General features: G+C 68.1%; 12 protein-coding genes. 7 read left to right on the forward strand and 5 right to left on the reverse strand.

The genetic code is table 11. The annotated features are described in order from the left end of the window. Positions 1 to 19: 19 nt before the first annotated feature. From glyS to AC5LXX_RS13950, 4 genes are read left to right on the forward strand one after another with little or no spacing between them, the layout of a single operon-like run. The gene (gene glyS, locus AC5LXX_RS13935) at positions 20 to 2,119 is read left to right on the forward strand and encodes a glycine--tRNA ligase subunit beta (protein ID WP_493409817.1); all 2,100 of its coding nucleotides are present in this window, start codon (positions 20 to 22) and stop codon (positions 2,117 to 2,119) included. A gap of 10 nt (positions 2,120 to 2,129) precedes the next feature. Then, positions 2,130 to 2,693, forward strand: a complete 564-nt coding sequence (gene gmhB / locus AC5LXX_RS13940; RefSeq protein ID WP_175032545.1) for a D-glycero-beta-D-manno-heptose 1,7-bisphosphate 7-phosphatase — start codon at positions 2,130 to 2,132, stop codon at positions 2,691 to 2,693. A 43-nt stretch (positions 2,694 to 2,736) separates the two neighbouring features. Further along, a complete protein-coding gene (locus tag AC5LXX_RS13945) occupies positions 2,737 to 3,501 on the forward strand; it encodes a lysophospholipid acyltransferase family protein (protein WP_493409818.1) in 765 nt (254 codons plus the stop codon). Positions 3,502 to 3,547: 46 nt separating this feature from the next. Next, complete coding sequence (locus AC5LXX_RS13950) at positions 3,548 to 4,435, forward strand: M48 family metallopeptidase (RefSeq protein ID WP_493409819.1); 888 nt, start codon at positions 3,548 to 3,550, stop codon at positions 4,433 to 4,435. Positions 4,436 to 4,545: 110 nt separating this feature from the next. Here the strand turns inward: AC5LXX_RS13950 and gloA are convergent, their stop codons facing one another. Then, the gene (gene gloA, locus AC5LXX_RS13955) at positions 4,546 to 4,929 is read right to left on the reverse strand and encodes a lactoylglutathione lyase (protein WP_124453625.1); all 384 of its coding nucleotides are present in this window, start codon (positions 4,927 to 4,929) and stop codon (positions 4,546 to 4,548) included. Between the two features lie 341 nt (positions 4,930 to 5,270). Here gloA and AC5LXX_RS13960 point away from each other — a divergent pair, with 341 nt between their 5' ends. Continuing rightward, positions 5,271 to 6,206, forward strand: a complete 936-nt coding sequence (locus AC5LXX_RS13960; protein ID WP_493409820.1) for a DMT family transporter — start codon at positions 5,271 to 5,273, stop codon at positions 6,204 to 6,206. A gap of 92 nt (positions 6,207 to 6,298) precedes the next feature. Here the strand turns inward: AC5LXX_RS13960 and rsmA are convergent, their stop codons facing one another. From rsmA to AC5LXX_RS13980, 4 genes are read right to left on the reverse strand one after another with little or no spacing between them, the layout of a single operon-like run. Continuing rightward, positions 6,299 to 7,126, reverse strand: a complete 828-nt coding sequence (rsmA, locus tag AC5LXX_RS13965; RefSeq protein WP_124453622.1) for a 16S rRNA (adenine(1518)-N(6)/adenine(1519)-N(6))-dimethyltransferase RsmA — start codon at positions 7,124 to 7,126, stop codon at positions 6,299 to 6,301. A gap of 49 nt (positions 7,127 to 7,175) precedes the next feature. Then, positions 7,176 to 8,165: a 4-hydroxythreonine-4-phosphate dehydrogenase PdxA gene (gene pdxA, locus AC5LXX_RS13970; protein WP_493409821.1), complete on the reverse strand. Its 990-nt coding sequence runs from the start codon at positions 8,163 to 8,165 to the stop codon at positions 7,176 to 7,178. 11 nt (positions 8,166 to 8,176) lie between these two features. Beyond that, positions 8,177 to 9,535 carry a peptidylprolyl isomerase gene (locus AC5LXX_RS13975; RefSeq protein WP_124453618.1) on the reverse strand — a complete coding sequence of 453 codons (1,359 nt, stop codon included), beginning with the start codon at positions 9,533 to 9,535 and terminating at the stop codon, positions 8,177 to 8,179. Positions 9,536 to 9,586: 51 nt separating this feature from the next. Next, on the reverse strand, positions 9,587 to 11,947 hold the full coding sequence (locus AC5LXX_RS13980) for an LPS-assembly protein LptD (RefSeq protein ID WP_493409822.1): 2,361 nt from the start codon (positions 11,945 to 11,947) through the stop codon (positions 9,587 to 9,589). A 223-nt stretch (positions 11,948 to 12,170) separates the two neighbouring features. Here AC5LXX_RS13980 and AC5LXX_RS13985 point away from each other — a divergent pair, with 223 nt between their 5' ends. Both AC5LXX_RS13985 and murU read left to right on the forward strand, forming a co-directional pair. Beyond that, positions 12,171 to 13,220, forward strand: coding sequence for an aminoglycoside phosphotransferase family protein (locus tag AC5LXX_RS13985; protein ID WP_493409823.1), 1,050 nt, complete (start codon positions 12,171 to 12,173; stop codon positions 13,218 to 13,220). Positions 13,221 to 13,251: 31 nt separating this feature from the next. Further along, positions 13,252 to 13,971 (forward strand): N-acetylmuramate alpha-1-phosphate uridylyltransferase MurU, encoded by a 720-nt coding sequence (gene murU, locus AC5LXX_RS13990; RefSeq protein ID WP_493409824.1) that lies wholly within the window; start codon positions 13,252 to 13,254, stop codon positions 13,969 to 13,971. Positions 13,972 to 13,982: the final 11 nt, after the last annotated feature.

A 13,982-nucleotide genomic window follows, 5' to 3' on the forward strand; every position in this document is an offset into this window, starting at 1 on the left:
GACGAGATTTATTCCAACCATGACGCACAATCATCCCGCCCCCCTGCTCGTCGAACTGCTGACCGAAGAGCTGCCGCCGAAGGCCCTCGCGCGCCTCGGCGACGCATTCGCCGAAGGCCTCGCGCAACGCCTCGCGGCGCGCGACCTCGTCGAAGGCGAACTCGTGTTCGAACGCTACGCCACGCCGCGCCGGCTCGCCGTCGTCGTGCAGAACGTGCGCGCCGTCGCGCCTGAAAAGCAGGTTCGCGAAAAGGTCCTGCCGGTGTCGGTCGCCCTCGACGCCGAAGGCAAGCCGACGGCCCCGCTCGCGAAGAAGCTCGCGGCGCTCGGCCACCCGAACCTGTCGATCGCCGATCTCGAGCGCGCGCAGGACGGCAAGGCCGAAGCCTTCTTCATCAACTACTCGGCGGCCGGCGCCACGCTCGCCGACGGCCTGCAGGCCGCGCTCGACGAAGCGCTCGCGAAGCTGCCGATCCCGAAGTTCATGACGTACCAGCGCCCGGACGGCTCCGACGTGAAGTTCGTGCGCCCGGTGCATCGCCTGACGGTGCTGCACGACGACCGCGTCGTGCCCGTCACCGCGTTCGGCGTCGATGCCGGCGACACCACGCTCGGCCACCGCTTCCTGTCCGACGGCCTGGTCGCGATCCAGCACGCACGCGCGTACGCCGACACGCTGCGCGACAAGGGCCGCGTGATCGCGCACTTCGCCGATCGCCGCGAAACGATCCGCACGCAACTGAACGAACACGCGAACGGCGACACGGTCGTGATGCCCGAATCGCTGCTCGACGAAGTGACGTCGCTGGTCGAATGGCCGGTCGTCTACCCGTGCCGCTTCGAGGACGAGTTCCTGCAGGTTCCGCAGGAATGCCTGATCCTCACGATGCAGACGAACCAGAAGTATTTCGCGCTGACCGACGTCGCCGGCAAGCTGCGCTCGCGCTTCCTGATCGTGTCGAACATCGAGACGAAGACGCCGGGCGAGATCATCGAAGGCAACGAGCGCGTCGTGCGCCCGCGCCTCGCCGACGCGAAGTTCTTCTTCGAGCAGGACAAGAAGAAGCCGCTCGCCGACCGCGTGCCGCAGCTCGCGAACGTCGTGTATCACAACAAGCTCGGTTCGGCGCTCGCACGCGTCGAGCGCCTCGAGGCGCTGGCCGGCGAGATCGCCCCCGCGATCGGCGCCGACACCGCGCACGCGAAGCGCGCCGCGCGCCTCGCGAAGGCCGACCTGCTGACCGACATGGTCGGCGAGTTCCCGGAGCTGCAGGGCACGATGGGCACGTACTACGCGCGCCACGACGGCGAAGCCGACGATGTCGCGCTCGCATGCGCCGAGCACTACCAGCCGCGCTTCTCCGGCGACGCGCTGCCGACCACGCCCGTGTCGACCGCCGTCGCGCTGGCCGACAAGCTCGAGACGATCGTCGGCATCTGGGGCATCGGCCTCGCGCCGACCGGCGAGAAGGATCCGTTCGCGCTGCGCCGCCACGCGCTCGGCGTGTTGCGCCTGCTGGTCGAAAAGCAGCTGCCGCTCGATCTCGTGTCGCTGTTGCGCACGGCCTACGCGCGCTTCGAAGGCGTGCCGGGCGTCGCCGAGTCGACCGATGCGATCTTCGCGTTCTTCATGGATCGCCTGCGCGGCCTGCTGCGCGAGCGCGGCTATTCGGCCGGTGAAATCGACGCGGTGCTGAGCCTGAACCCGACGCGCGTCGACGATCTCGTCGCGCGCCTCGACGCGGTGCGCGAATTCACGCGCCTCGCGGAAGCCGAAGCGCTCGCGGCCGCGAACAAGCGGATCTCGAACATCCTGAAGAAGTCGGAAGGTGGCGCGAACGGCACGGTGCAGCCGACGCTGCTCGTCGAGGCGGCCGAGAAGGCGCTGCACGAACAGCTCGCGGCCGTGACGCCGCACGTGCAGTCGCAGCTTGAGGCGCGTGCGTACACGGGCGCGCTGTCGGCGCTCGCCGCGCTGCGCGCGCCGGTCGACACGTTCTTCAACGACGTGATGGTCAACGCGGAAGATCCGGCGCTGCGAGCCAACCGTCTCGCGCTGCTGTCCGCGTTGCACCAGCAGATGAACTGCGTCGCCGACATCTCGAAGCTCGCCGCTTAAGGGCCGCACGATGCCGACCAGCCCCAACCGAAAGCTCGTCGTCCTCGACCGGGACGGCGTGATCAACGTCGATTCGGATGCGTTCATCAAGACGCCCGACGAATGGATCGCGCTGCCCGGCGCTCTCGAGGCGATCGCCCGGCTCAACCACGCGGGTTATCGCGTGGTCGTCGCGACCAACCAGTCCGGCATCGGTCGCGGGCTGTTCGACATGGCCACGTTGAACGAGATGCACCTGAAGATGCATCGCGCGGCGGCCGCCGTCGGCGCGCGCATCGACGCGGTGTTCTTCTGCCCGCACACGGCCGAGGATCACTGCGACTGCCGCAAGCCGAAACCCGGCATGATGCAGATGATCGCCGAGCGCTTCGAGATCGATCCCGATCACACGCCGGTCGTCGGCGATTCGCTGCGCGACCTGCAGGCCGGCGTCGCGGTCGGCTTCCAGCCGCACCTCGTGCTGACCGGCAAGGGCAAGAAGACGCTCGCCGCGGGCAATCTGCCGCCCGGCACGAAAGTCCACGACGACCTGCGCGCGTTTGCGCTCGACTTCCTTTCACACGAACACGAGTGATGCGGCTGCCGCGCGCATCCTCCCTAACGCCAGACTCACGCCGATGCGCTTCGTCCGCTCCCTGCTGCTGCTGATCTACTTCATCCTGTACACGGTGCCGTACGCCACCGCGTGCTTCATCGCGTTCCCGTTCATGCGCCCCGACGCGCGCTACTGGATGGCGGCCGGCTGGTGCAAGTCGACACTGTGGGTCGTGCGCTGGCTGAACGGCATCCGCTACCGGATCGAAGGGATGGAGAACCTGCCCGACGGCCCGGCCGTGCTGCTGTCGAAGCACCAGTCGGCGTGGGAGACGCTCGCGTTTCCGGCGCTGATGCCGAAGCCGCTCTGCTACGTGTTCAAGCGCGAACTGCTGTACGTGCCGTTCTTCGGCTGGGCGCTCGGGCTGCTGCACATGGTCAACATCAACCGCAAGGAAGGCAAGAACGCGTTCAATTCGGTGATCCGCCAGGGCAAGAAGCGCCTGTCGGAAGGCGCGTGGATGATCATGTTCCCCGAAGGCACGCGCACGCCGGTCGGCAAGCAGGGCAAGTACAAGACGGGCGGCGCGCGCTTCGCGATCGAAACCGGCACGCCGGTCGTGCCGATCGCGCACAATGCAGGTCGGGTGTGGCCGCGCAACTCGTTCACGAAATTCCCCGGCGTCGTCACCGTGTCGATCGGCAAGCCGATCCCCAGCGACGGGCTGACGCCCGATGGTTTGAACTCGCAGGTCGAAGCATGGATCGAAGCGGAAATGCGCCGCATCGATCCCGATTCCTATCGCCAGGCGGGCAATGCCGGCACGCGCGATGCCGCGCGAGCCTGAAGCCCCCGGATTGCAGCCGTTGCGTACGACAAAAAGAAGCGAACTGATGAAACAGCGTCCGCGGCCACGGCCTGCCGTCGTGGCCCTCGATCATCGCCAGATGGATCTGCCGCTCTTCGACGGGCCGGCCGCCGCACCGTCGGCGCCCGCCACGCCGCCGGCGCCGCCTGAAGCCTCACCCACCGCCCCGCCCGTTCCGGGCCCGGCACCCGACCGCTCACGCGTGCGCACGTTCGCGCTCGACAGCCGCGTGCTCGAATACCGGCTGAAACGTTCGGCACGCCGTACGATCGGCTTCACGATCGACGGCAGCGGGCTGTCGATCACCGCACCGCGCTGGGTCACGCTCGCCGACATCGAAGCGGCGATCTCCGAGAAGCAACGCTGGATCTTCGCGAAGCTCGCGGAGTGGAAGACGCGCACCGAGCAGCGCGCGCTGCCGCAGATCGACTGGCGCGACGGCGCGCAGCTGCCGTATCTCGGCAAGACGGTGACGATCGCGCTCGGCGCGGGCGCCGTCGCGTTCGACGCCGATGCGTTGCGGCTGTCGCTGCCGCTGCCCGTGCAGGCCGACATGCAGCAGATCAAGGATCGCGTGCAGGGCTGGCTGCAGGGCGAAGCGAAGCGCATCTTCGGCGAGCGCCTGCCGGTCTACGCGGAAAAGCTCGGCGTCACGTATTCGATGTATGCGCTGTCGTCGGCCGCGACGCGCTGGGGCAGCTGCTCGAGCGACGGCAAGATCCGCCTGAACTGGCGGCTGATCCATTTCCCGATGTCGATCATCGACTACGTCGTCGCGCACGAGCTGTCGCACCTGCGCGAGATGAATCACAGCCCGGCCTTCTGGCAGACCGTCGAATCGATCTTCCCCGAGTTCCGCGAAGCGCGGCACACGCTCAAGCATCACCCGCCCGAGCTGCTGCCGTCGCTTTGACACCGCCCACGCGGCGGCGCTGCCCATCAAAAAAGGGCGATGCGGGTCACCCCGCATCGCCCTTTTTGCCGCCCGCGCGCATCGCACGGCGCGGCCCGCTCATCCGGCGCTTACTTCTTCTGGATGAACTCGATCTTGTAGCCGTCCGGATCCTCGACGAAGGCGATCACGGTCGTGCCGTGCTTCATCGGGCCCGCTTCGCGCGTGACCTTGCCGCCTTGCGCCTTGATCTTCTCGCAGGCCGCGTACGCATCCTCGACCGCCACGGCCAGATGGCCGAAGCCGTTGCCGAGATCGTAGGACGGCGTATCCCAGTTATGGGTCAGCTCGATCACGGTGCCGGTGCTCTCGTCTTCGTAGCCGACGAACGCGAGCGTGAACTTGCCTTCCGGATAATCCTCGCGACGCAGCAGCTTCATGCCGAGCAATTCGGTGTAGAACTTGATCGAGCGGTCGAGATCGCCGACTCGCAGCATCGTATGCAGCAAACGCATGTGTTGTACTCCTGTGGGGACTTTCCTGAACCGGAAACTCTACCAGAGTCGGGTGAAACTCGCCGGGGGCGCCTAGCCGGGGGAAGCGGCCGATACCGCGCATCGGGTTGACCGGTGCGAATACGCACGCAGCGGCGGAAAACGGCTCGATCCGGCCCACCCGGCCACCGCGCCGATCGGGTAACATCCTTCGACCTCGCACCAAAAACGGGCACGCCCCTCTCCGCCCGAACGCGACCACCCACCCTTCCCTGAAGCCACACTGCCGTGCGAAACCGCCGATTCGAACGCGCCGTCCGCCCAACCCCGCTGCCGCCGTACCGATCAAGCGAGGCGCGCCGATGACCACGCTCGCCGCCGCCCCCGTGCGCCGCGCGCTCGACCTGCGCGCCGTCGGCCTGATGCTGCTGCTTTGCGCGATCTGGGGCTTCCAGCAGGTCGCGATCAAGAACACGAACGCCGCGATCGCGCCGATGTTCCAGGCCGGGCTGCGCTCGGTGATCGCCGCGGGGTTGCTGTGGGGCTGGGCCCGCACGCGCGGCACGCCGCTGTTCCAGGCCGACGGCACGTTCGGCGCGGGCCTCGCGGCCGGTGCGCTGTTCGCCGGCGAATTCATCTGCGTGTTCTTCGGGCTCACGCTGACGAGCGCGTCGCACATGGCGATCTTCCTGTACACGGCGCCCTGCTTCACCGCGCTCGGCCTGCACCTGTTCGCACCGGGCGAGCGGCTGCAGCGCACGCAGTGGGCCGGCGTCGGTCTCGCCTTCGCCGGCATCGCGCTCGCGTTCGCGGACGGCTTCCTGAAACCGCGCGCACCCGGCGCATCGATACTGGCCGGGCTGGCCGGCGACGCGCTAGGGATTCTCGGCGGCGCGATGTGGGCCGCGACGACGGTCGTCGTGCGCTCGACGGCGCTCGCACGGGCGAGCGCGAGCAAGACGCTGTTCTATCAGCTCGCGGTATCGGCGGTCGTGCTGGTCGCGCTCGCCGCGCTGTTCGGGCAAGTGTCGTTCGCGCAGGTGACACCGATCGCCGTGGCGAGCCTCGCGTATCAATCGGTGATCGTCGCGTTCGTCAGCTACCTGTCGTGGTTCTGGCTGCTGACGCGCTACAGCGCGTCGCGATTGTCGGTCTTCACGTTCCTGTCGCCGCTGTTCGGCGTCGCGTTCGGCGTGCTGCTGCTCGGCGAATCCGTCGGCTGGCGCTTCATGTCCGCGGCTGCGCTCGTGCTGACAGGCATCGCGTTCGTCAACGCGCCGCCGCGCACGCGGGCGTAAGCGGCCACCGGCAAGAAACACGCGCGCAACAAAAAGGCTGCCCGTCTGAGCAGCCCTTTCAACACATCCGGTCCGGCTTCGCGCGCCGCGCGTTACCCGGCCTTGCGTACCGCCGCGAGCGCCTGCGCGACGCCGACGTATTCCGCCACGCTCACGTCCTCGGCACGGCGCGCGAGATCGAAGCCGAGCCCGTCGAAATCGATCGTCTCGCGATAGTCGCCGAGCGTGTTGCGCAGCATCTTGCGGCGCTGCGAGAACGCGGCGGTGACGATTTCGCCGAGCAGCACGGGATCGACGTCCGGCAGTTCGTGCGGCTCGTACGGAATCATCCGGACGATCGCCGAATCGACCTTCGGCGGCGGCTGGAACGATTCCGGCGGCACGTCGAGCATCTTTTCCATCACGTAGCGGTACTGCAGCATCACCGACAGCCGCGAGAACGCCTTCGTGCCGGGCTCCGCGACCATCCGTTCGACGACTTCGTTCTGCAGCATGAAATGCTGGTCGATCACCGCATCGGCGAACGTCATCAGATGAAACAGCAGCGGGCTGGAAATGTTGTACGGCAGGTTGCCGACGATCCGCAGCGACGGCTTGTCGCCGGGCGCCGCGAGCGAACGGAAGTCGAACGCGAGCGCGTCGCCGGCGTGCAATTCGAGCAGCGCGCCAAAGCGCTGCTGCAGGCGGCCGATCAGGTCGCGGTCGAGCTCGACCGCGTGCAGCGGCGCCTCGGGCGTCGCAAGGCGCTCGATCAGCGGCCCGGTCAGCGCGCCGAGCCCGGGGCCGATCTCGACCATGCGCTGGCCGCGCGCCGGGCCGATCGTCGACACGATCGAATCGATCACGCCGTGATCGACGAGGAAGTTCTGCCCGAAGCGCTTGCGCGCGAAGTGGCCTTGGTGCTGTCTGCTGTTCGACATCGACTGTGTAAAACGAAAAATACGACGAAAGAGGTGAGACCGCGCGGCGTCAGGCCGCGCGGCGATGGCGCGCCATCGTGACGGCCGTGTCGAGCGCGGCAATCATGCTGCCCGGATCGGCACGGCCCGTGCCGGCCAGGTCGAGCGCGGTGCCGTGGTCGACCGACGTGCGGATGATCGGCAGCCCGAGCGTCACGTTGATGCCCTCGCCGAAGGTCGCATACTTCAGCACGGGCAGGCCCTGGTCATGGAACATCGCGAGCACGCAATCGGCATCGGCCAGATGGCGCGGCTGGAACAGCGTGTCGGCCGGATACGGGCCGCGCGCGTCGATGCGCTGCGCATTCGCGCGGGCCAGCGCCGGCGAGATCACGTCGATCTCCTCGCGGCCGAGATAACCGTTCTCGCCCGCGTGCGGGTTCAGGCCCGTCACGAGAATGCGCGGCGCGGCGAGGCCGAAGTCGCGCCGCAGGTCGCGATCGATGATCGCGAGCGTCTCGACGAGACCGTCGATCGTCAGCGCGGCGGAGACATCCTTCAGCGGCAGGTGCGTCGTCGCGAGCGCGACGCGCAGCGGCCTGTCGCCGGTGCCCGCCAGCATCATCACGACGCGCGGCGTATGCGTACGCTCCGCCAGGTATTCGGTATGGCCGGTAAACGGCACGCCCGCATCGTTGATCGTGCTCTTCTGCAGCGGCGCGGTCACGATCGCGTCGTACCGGCCGGCCAGCGCGCCGTCGATCGCCGCGTCGAGCAGCCCGAGCACGTACCGGCCGTTCGCCGCGTCCAGCTTGCCCGCCTGCGCGGGAACGGCCAGCGCGTGGTGCGCGACCGACACCTGCGCACCGCCGGCCAGCACGGTGCGGTCGGCACCGACGGCTGCGGCCCGTGCGTCGAGCAGCGCCGCATCGCCGAGCACGGAGAAATGCGCGTCGGGCCAGCGCTGCGCGGCGTCACGCAGCGCCTGCACGGTCAGCTCCGGGCCGACCCCCGCCGGTTCGCCTGTCGTGATCGCGATCTGCAGCGCGGGCGTGGTCATGCGGGGCTCGCTCAGTTCGCCGGGGCGACGCCGCCGATCTTGTACTGAACGTACGACGAATCGCGCAGCTCGCGCAGCCAGTCGGCGTAGGCCTGCTCGGCCTTGCGCTGGCCGATCGCCTGGCGGGCGATGTCCATCTGCTGCTGCACCGACCCTTCCGCTTCGCGGCGGTTCAGCACCTGGATCAGGTGATAGCCGTACTCGGTACGGATCGGCTGGCTGATCTGGCCGTCCTGCAGGTTGTTCATCGCACGCTCGAATTCCGGCACGGTCTCGCCCGGGCTGATCCAGCCGAGATCGCCGCCCTGCGACGCCGACCCGTCCTGCGAGTAAGTGCGCGCGAACTTCGCGAAATCGCCGCCGGCCTGGACCTGGTTGCGGATGTCGACCAGTTGCTGGCGCGCCTGGCCTTCCGACTTGCCTTCGCCGACGCGCAGCAGGATGTGGCGCACGTGCGTCTGCACGATCTTCGGCGCGGCGGCCGTCGCACCCTGGCTCTGGCGGCGGTCGACGAGGCGCACGATCTCGAAGCCGTCCGGCACGCGGATCAGCGTCGGGTTGACCTGGCCCGGGCGCAGCTTCGATGCGGCGTCGACGACCTCGGCCGGCAGCGCGCTCGGCGCCTTGAAACCGAGGTCGCCGCCCTTCTTCGCGTCGTTCGCTTCCGAGTTGTTCTTCGCGAGGCGCTCGAAATCGGCGCCCGACTTCGCCTGCTGCAGCAGCGCGTCGGCCTTCTTCTGCGCGGCCTCGATGTCGGCCTGCGGCGCGTTGGTCGGCGCCTTGATGAAGATGTGCTGGAAGCGCAGGTCCTGCTGCTGCGACGCGTTCGGCCCGCGCTGGCTCGCAATGTAGTTCGCGACCTCGGCATCCGACACGGTGATCTTGCCGTCGACCTCGCGCTCGCGCAGCTTCGACAGCGTCAGCTCGGTCCGTGCATCGCTCGTGAAGATGCTCCAGGGCACGCCTTGCGCCTCGAGACGCGCGCGGTACTGCTCGAGCGTCATCCCGTTCGCCTGCGCGAGGCGCTGCAGCGTGGACTGCACGGTCGCGTCGTCGACGCGGATCCCGTCGTCCTTCGCCTTCTGCACCTGGATACGTTCGAGCACCATCTGGTTCAGCACCTGCGCGCGCAGCTGGTCGGTCGGCGGCACGGGCGCGTTCTGCTGCTGCAGCCGGCGCGCGATCAGGCCGGCGCGCTGGTCGAGTTCGCGGCCCGTGATCACGTCGTTGTTGACGACCGCGACGACTTCGTCGGCGAGCTGCGCACCTTGCGAACCGAGCGCCTGCGCCGCGGCCGGCGCGGCGGCGAGCAGCGCGGCGGACGCGGCGAGGCTGGACACGACTGCCGCGAAACGAAGGTTTTTCTTCATTGCCACTGAAACTCCATTGAAATCGTGCTGACCGGTGCAGACAAGCCTGCGTTACTCGTAGTTGCTGAAGCGGGACATCGGCGGCGGCGGCGGCGGCAGCGGCGTGTAGCCCGGTACCCCGGCGCGGAATGCGGACACGAGGCCGTTGTCGACGGTCGACAGGCCCTTGAGCGTCAGCTGCATCATGAATCGCGTCGACGAGTTCTGCTGTCCCGACGAATTGATGCCGTTCGCGGCCCGCTGCACCCCGACCCCGAGCGCCCAGCAATCCGCGTCGTATTGTAAGCCGACCAGACCGTCGACCACGCGATCTCCGGCGAGGTCGTAGTTGAAACGGCCGATCGCATACAGGCGGCGCGTGAGCGGCCATTGCGCGGACACCAGGAACTGGTTGATCGGCTGGTTGTCGAGCGTGGTATTCGAACGCGTGTAGCGATAGCCGACGTTGATCACGCGGCGCTCGCCCGGGCTGTAGCCGAAACCGATGCTCGACTTCACGAGCTGGTTGTTGTTCTGGTTGTACTGGAACGCCGTCTCCGACATGAAGCCCGAGCCGAGCTTCAGCGCGGCGCCGACGATCAGGTCCGAGTGGCGCGCCAGCACGGCGCTCTGGCCGGCATTCAGCGTGACGCGCTGATCGGCGAAGTAGTACTGCTGCGCGATCACGAAACGCGCGCGCTCGTCGCCGGTGCGCGGATCGATGAAGCGCGACGTCAGGCCGGCCGTGATCCGGTTCGCGTCGGCGATCCGGTCGTTGCCGACGAACGTGTTCGGCTGGTAGATCTCCGCGAGGCCGAAGTCCGATTCCGCGGTGTCGAACAGCGGCGCGTTCGACTGGTCGCGATACGGCGTGTACACGTAGTACAGGCGCGGCTCGAGGGTCTGGATGAAATCCTGGCCGAACAGGCGCACCGAGCGGTCGAAGATCAGGCCCGTGTCGAAGCTCACGGTCGGGATCGACTCGGTGAAGCGCTTCGGGCTGTTCGGCGTGGTCGACGACAGGTAGTTCAGGTCGTACGACGCGAAGTGGTACTGGACCTTCGGCACGACGAAGTAGCCGGGGCCGTACACGCCGTACGCGATATACGGGTTGAAGACGATCCGGTCGCCTTCGGTCGCATCGGCCGTCGTGATGCGGAACCGCGAATAGTCGGCTTCCGCGCCGAAGTCGAAGCCGCCGACGTTGTACTTCGTGTACTTCACGTTCAACTGCGGCTCGCGGCTGTACGGCGCGATCGACGGCGGCAGCGTCTGCCAGTGCTGGTAGCGCGCGAGCACCGACCACGGGCCGTTGTTGTACGTGAGGCCGGCTTCCTGCTGGTACAGCGTCTGCGTCCCGTTGATGAACTGGTTCATCGAACCCAGTTGTTCGGGATACAGGTTGTCCGAGACCTTGTTGTAGTAGACGTAGCCGCCGAAACCGCCGCCGAAGTTCTGCTGGTGCTGCCAGTAGATCGCGTAGCGGTTGCGGTGCTCGAGCCGGTCACTCGGCAGGTAATTGGCTGTAAACGTGCCCGAATACGACGGCGACAGGTAGCGGAACGTCGCCTCGGTCATCACGCCGCGCCGCGAGATGATGCGCGGCGTGAGCGTCAAGTCGCGGTTCGGCGCGATGTTGAAGTAGTACGGCAGCGTCAGCTCGAAGCCGTTGCTCGAGTTCACCGAGAACGTCGGCGGCAGCAGGCCACTGCGCCGCTCGCCCGACAGCGGGAACGTCATCCACGGGCTCGCGAAGATCGGCACGCCCTGGAAGAACAGCACGCCGTTGCGCGCGGTGCCTTCGTCGGCGCCCGTATCGAAGTCGAAGCGGCTGCCCTTGATGTACCACGCGGGGTTCGTCGAGCACTGGCACGCCGTATAGGTGCCGTTGACGAACACCGAGCGCTCGTTGTCGACCATGTCGACGCGCTCGGCGCTGCCCGACCCGCCCGTCACGTTGAAGTGATACTTCGGCGCCGTCATGAAGCCCTGGTTCGCCTCGATCTTCAGGTGCGCCTCGGGACCCGCGAACGACGTACCGCCATTGACCACCTTGACCTGGCCGTACGCATCGGCCATGTCGGTATCCTGATCGTAGTGGAGCGCGTCGGCCTTCACGACGGCGTCGCCGCGCCGCAGCTCGGCGGAGCCCTTGGCGGCGAGATCCTGCTCGGCCGTGCCGCTCGTGTGGTCGGCGATCACGAAGGCGGCCGGCTTCGCGCCGTCCTTCAGCGGATGATCCTCGAGCTGGGGCGCGAGACGCAGATCCCACGGCGAGTCGAGCGGCTGCGGCTGCGCGGCCGCGCCCGACAGCTGCGCGTACGACACGGCCGGCACGAGGCCGGGCACGGCCAGGAGCGCGAGCGCGAGCCGCCGTTTGCGCGGCGCCCCGTCACCGGGGAAAACATTCGGGAATAGCGGTTTGGGCGGCATCTATCGTTTGGCGAATCGCCCCTTGTCAACCGCGCCTTCACGGCACATGCGCGCACGGCGGGCCGCGCCGTCGCACCGCGACTGCGGCTGAGCGCAAACCGGGGAGGCGATCGGGCGGGCGGCGCGACAGGCAGCGGGCCTGCACGGCGGAAGCTGACGCGGGGCGCGTCAAAAAAGTCGTGGGGTATTATATGGCAAGACGTTCCCCCCTCCTCCGAGTTTCATGACGCCCCCATCCGCCGCATCCCAGCCCGACGCCCGCCTCGACGCCCTGACCGCGTGGCTGCAACCGCTCGCCGAGCGCTATGCCCTCGACCTGTCGACCCTCGCGCCCGCGTCGTCGGACGCCAGTTTCCGCCGCTATTTCCGTGTCGCGTCGGCCACGAGCGCCGGCGGCACGCTGATCGCCGTCGACGCGCCGCCGCCCGAGAAGTGCCGTGAATTCGTCCAGGTCGCGCAGCTGCTCGCCGCAGCCGGCGACCACGTGCCGGACGTGCTGGCCCACGATTTCGACGCGGGCTTCATGCTCGTGACCGATCTCGGCCGCACGTCGTACATCTCGGTGCTCGACCCGGCCGATCCGGTCGCCGCGCGGCCGCTGATGCGCGACGCGCTCGATGCGCTGATCCGCTTCCAGCTCAGGTCGTTGCCCGACGTGCTGCCGCCGTTCGACGAAGCGTTCCTGCGCCGCGAAATGGAGCTGCTGCCCGAATGGTTCGTCGGCCGCCACCTCGGCAAGCCCGTCACCGACGCGATGCGCGGCACGCTCGACCGCACGTTCGCGCTGCTGGTCGCGAGCGCCCATGCGCAGCCGCAGGGTTTCATGCTGCGCGACTTCATGCCGCGCAACCTGATGGTCTGCGAGCCGAATCCGGGCGTGCTCGACTTCCAGGACGCCGTCTACGGGCCGCTGACGTACGACGTCGTGTCGCTGCTGCGCGACGCGTTCGTCAGCTGGGACGAGGAGTTCGAGCTCGACTGCTTCGCGTACTACTGGGAAAAGGCGAAAAAGGCCGGCCTGCCGGTCGATCCCGATTTCGGCGAGTTCTACCGCCAGCTCGAATGGATGGGGCTGCAGCGCCATATCAAGATCCTCGGCCTGTTCGCGCGCATCAATTACCGCGACGGCAAGCCGCATTACCTGAACGACCTGCCGCGCTTCATCGCGTATGCACGCAAGGTCGCGCTGCGCTACCGCCCGCTCGTCCCGTTCGCGAAGCTGCTCGACGAGCTCGAGGGCAACGCGCCGGCCGACGTCGGCTATACGTTCTGACCGCCCCCAGAGTCCTGATACCCGGCCGAACATGAGCACTACCCTGACCACGGCGATGATCTTCGCCGCCGGGCGCGGCGAACGGATGCGCCCGCTGACCGACACCCGCCCGAAGCCGCTGCTAGAAGCCGGCGGCAAGCCGCTGATCGTGTGGCAGATCGAGGCGCTCGCGCGCGCGGGCATCGAGACGATCGTGATCAACCACGCGTGGCTCGGCGAGCAGATCGAGGCCACGCTCGGCGACGGTTCGCGCTGGGGCGTGCGGCTCGCGTATTCGGCCGAAGGCGAAGCGCTGGAAACGGCGGGCGGCATCGCGCAGGCGCTGCCGCTCATCGAGCGCGACGGGCAGCCGGCCGTGTTCGCGGCGGTCGCGGGCGACGTGTTCTGCGCATTCGACTACCGGACGCTCGCGGCCCGCGCGGCACGGATGGCCGCGCTCGACGCGCCCGCGATGCACCTCGTCATGGTGCCGAACCCGCCGTTCCATCCGGCCGGCGACTTCGTGCTCCGCGACGACGGACAGTTGTCGCTCACCGGTGCGCCGCGCGTCACGTTCGGCAGCATCGGCCTGTACGACACGCGGATGTTCCGCGACATCGAGCCCGGCGCGCACCGCGCACTGTCGCCGTACTTCAAGGCGACGATCGAAGCCGGCCGCGCGAGCGGCGAATTGTACGAAGGTATCTGGGAGAACGTCGGCACGCCGGCGCAGCTCGGCGAACTCGACGCACGGCTGCGCGCCGCGAAGTGATCGGCTGACGG

The sequence above is a fragment of the Burkholderia torrens genome (assembly GCF_984668525.1).

Coding starts and splice junctions, on each gene's coding strand:
- glyS (WP_493409817.1), top strand. CDS start 20: ATGACGCACAATCATCCCGCCCCCCTGCTCGTCGAACTGCTGACCGAA.
- gloA (WP_124453625.1), bottom strand. CDS start 4,929: ATGCGTTTGCTGCATACGATGCTGCGAGTCGGCGATCTCGACCGCTCG.
- murU (WP_493409824.1), top strand. CDS start 13,252: ATGAGCACTACCCTGACCACGGCGATGATCTTCGCCGCCGGGCGCGGC.
- AC5LXX_RS13975 (WP_124453618.1), bottom strand. CDS start 9,535: ATGAAGAAAAACCTTCGTTTCGCGGCAGTCGTGTCCAGCCTCGCCGCG.
- AC5LXX_RS13985 (WP_493409823.1), top strand. CDS start 12,171: ATGACGCCCCCATCCGCCGCATCCCAGCCCGACGCCCGCCTCGACGCC.
- rsmA (WP_124453622.1), bottom strand. CDS start 7,126: ATGTCGAACAGCAGACAGCACCAAGGCCACTTCGCGCGCAAGCGCTTC.
- AC5LXX_RS13945 (WP_493409818.1), top strand. CDS start 2,737: ATGCGCTTCGTCCGCTCCCTGCTGCTGCTGATCTACTTCATCCTGTAC.
- pdxA (WP_493409821.1), bottom strand. CDS start 8,165: ATGACCACGCCCGCGCTGCAGATCGCGATCACGACAGGCGAACCGGCG.
- gmhB (WP_175032545.1), top strand. CDS start 2,130: ATGCCGACCAGCCCCAACCGAAAGCTCGTCGTCCTCGACCGGGACGGC.
- AC5LXX_RS13950 (WP_493409819.1), top strand. CDS start 3,548: ATGAAACAGCGTCCGCGGCCACGGCCTGCCGTCGTGGCCCTCGATCAT.
- AC5LXX_RS13980 (WP_493409822.1), bottom strand. CDS start 11,947: ATGCCGCCCAAACCGCTATTCCCGAATGTTTTCCCCGGTGACGGGGCG.
- AC5LXX_RS13960 (WP_493409820.1), top strand. CDS start 5,271: ATGACCACGCTCGCCGCCGCCCCCGTGCGCCGCGCGCTCGACCTGCGC.